This window comes from Acinetobacter lwoffii, assembly GCF_024129715.1.
Lineage (GTDB): Bacteria > Pseudomonadota > Gammaproteobacteria > Pseudomonadales > Moraxellaceae > Acinetobacter > Acinetobacter lwoffii_U.
The window spans coordinates 1-1849 of sequence record NZ_JAMXXM010000056.1 but is presented as its reverse complement, the minus strand read 5'-3'; the positions used below and the strand labels follow the sequence as shown (position 1 = coordinate 1849).

The 1849-nt window shown below is 40.2% G+C and carries 2 protein-coding genes; one reads left to right on the top strand and one right to left on the bottom strand.

Going from position 1 to position 1849, the window contains the following annotated elements:
- Window positions 1–166: 166 nt before the first annotated feature.
- A complete protein-coding gene (locus NI462_RS14840) occupies window positions 167–841 on the bottom strand; it encodes an acetoacetate decarboxylase family protein (RefSeq protein ID WP_005094830.1) in 675 nt (224 codons plus the stop codon).
- Between the two features lie 103 nt (window positions 842–944).
- Between NI462_RS14840 and NI462_RS14835 the strand changes: the two genes are divergently transcribed.
- Window positions 945–1517: a peptidylprolyl isomerase A gene (locus NI462_RS14835; RefSeq protein ID WP_004728951.1), complete on the top strand. Its 573-nt coding sequence runs from the start codon at window positions 945–947 to the stop codon at window positions 1515–1517.
- The last annotated feature ends 332 nt before the right edge of the window (window positions 1518–1849 follow it).

Sequence of the window (1849 nt, the reverse complement as noted above, 5' to 3'; positions counted from 1 at the left end):
TACGAGGCATAGCGAATAGTAAAATTGGGTTTGGCGATTTGATTTTACTACTTCGCTATTTTTTTAAACTAAAAGTGTCAACACACCCTAGTTAAATCGAAAGTATAAATAAAAAAAGGTGTTTCTCATGAAACACCTTTTTTTATAGATAAGTTTTTATCAGTTCTTATACTTTGCTACTGATCTGCGCTTCAGGAAAGATCAAATTGAATTTGGGGACATAAAAGCTTTGCAGCAATTTGGCTTTGGAAAAGTCTGGAAATATATTCTCGGCATCTTGCCACTCTACTTGCGAGAGTTTGGAGAGGTGACCGCGGAACTGTGGACTAAACTGAAAACGCTGCCCTTTCCAGGCTTGCTGAATCTTCAGCATAGACGCTGGAATATGATGACTATTAATGTAGAACTGGCGTGCAGATTTGGTTTTCTTCAGCCGAATCGTCATATGCTGGTTTTGATGCTGAATCTGACACAGCACTTCCTGATCCTTTTCCTGCCATTCAAATTGCGCATGTTCTTTGGGAATGCCCCATAAATACTGACCGTGTACCACAGACTCATGGGTAGACACATAAATTTTAGGAATCGAACTGAGGCGCCGTTTACTAATTAAAGGATGATCCAGAATCAGTAACTCATCATAAGGGCCAATCGGCGAAGCGTGATAACGCACCAATAAGACTTGGACCATACGACCCAGCGGAGAAGGGGCGATCCGAAACTGTTTCGCTTGCTCAATAAAGCTGGGGGTCAGCCAATAATTCAGAATAAAACCCTCACCCTGCAAACGCCAAGGTGGAAACTGGTGGATATTTTGCTCCTGTAATAATGCATGCTTCATTCTTATTCTCTTGTCTTTAGTCGGCAGGTCACTGCATTATGAGTTATAAAAGATTAATATATAGTCATTCACAACCATTACTTCTAAGTAGATGAGTTAATAAATGTTAAAGAAATCATTATGTGTCATCGCACTTGCTGCGGTCAGTCTGCCAAGCTTTGCTGCCAATACGATTATTGAGATGAAGACTTCATCTGGAAATATTGAAATTGAACTCTTCAATGACAAAGCCCCAATCTCGGCAAAGAACTTCGAAAGCTATGTAAAGAGCAACTTCTATAAGGACACGATTTTTCACCGTGTCATTCCCGGCTTTATGGTGCAGGGCGGTGGCTTTGATGTAAACATGCAGGAAAAAGCCAATACAAAAGCACCCATTAAAAACGAATCGTCGAATGGTCTGCAAAATAAACGCGGTACTTTAGCCATGGCCCGTACCAATCAGCCGGATTCTGCCCGAGCACAATTCTTTGTGAACCTGGTCGATAATGATTTCCTGGATCGTTCTGCTAGAAATGCCGGCTATACAGTCTTTGGTAAGGTCACTAAAGGTATGGATATCGTCGATCAGATTGCCAAAGTACCGACCCGAAACTATGGAATGCATCAAAATGTGCCGGTGAATCCTGTAAAAATCACCAGTGTGACGATTAAAGCACCAGTCGTAAAAAATTAGGCATAGAATAAAGCAGAAATATTTAATTTATATTTCTGTTTTAAAAATATGTACTTATGTAATGAATTGTATGGAATTGAACCAATTTGGTGCATAAAAATAAAACACTCGTGATTCCTGTGCGTTAAAAGCGCTTGCACGTGTAAGAAATTGCCCTATAATGAGCACATACCGACGAGATAGACGGAAACGAACGAAGCAGAATGGCGGAGTTGTTGAGTTTATCGAAGTCCAGCTTCTGGCACTGACGAGGTGTTAGAAAGATCATTAAGAGATTATGAAGAACAACTTGTGTGGATTTTTACTGGTTGATCGATCGAAATTATTTTCAT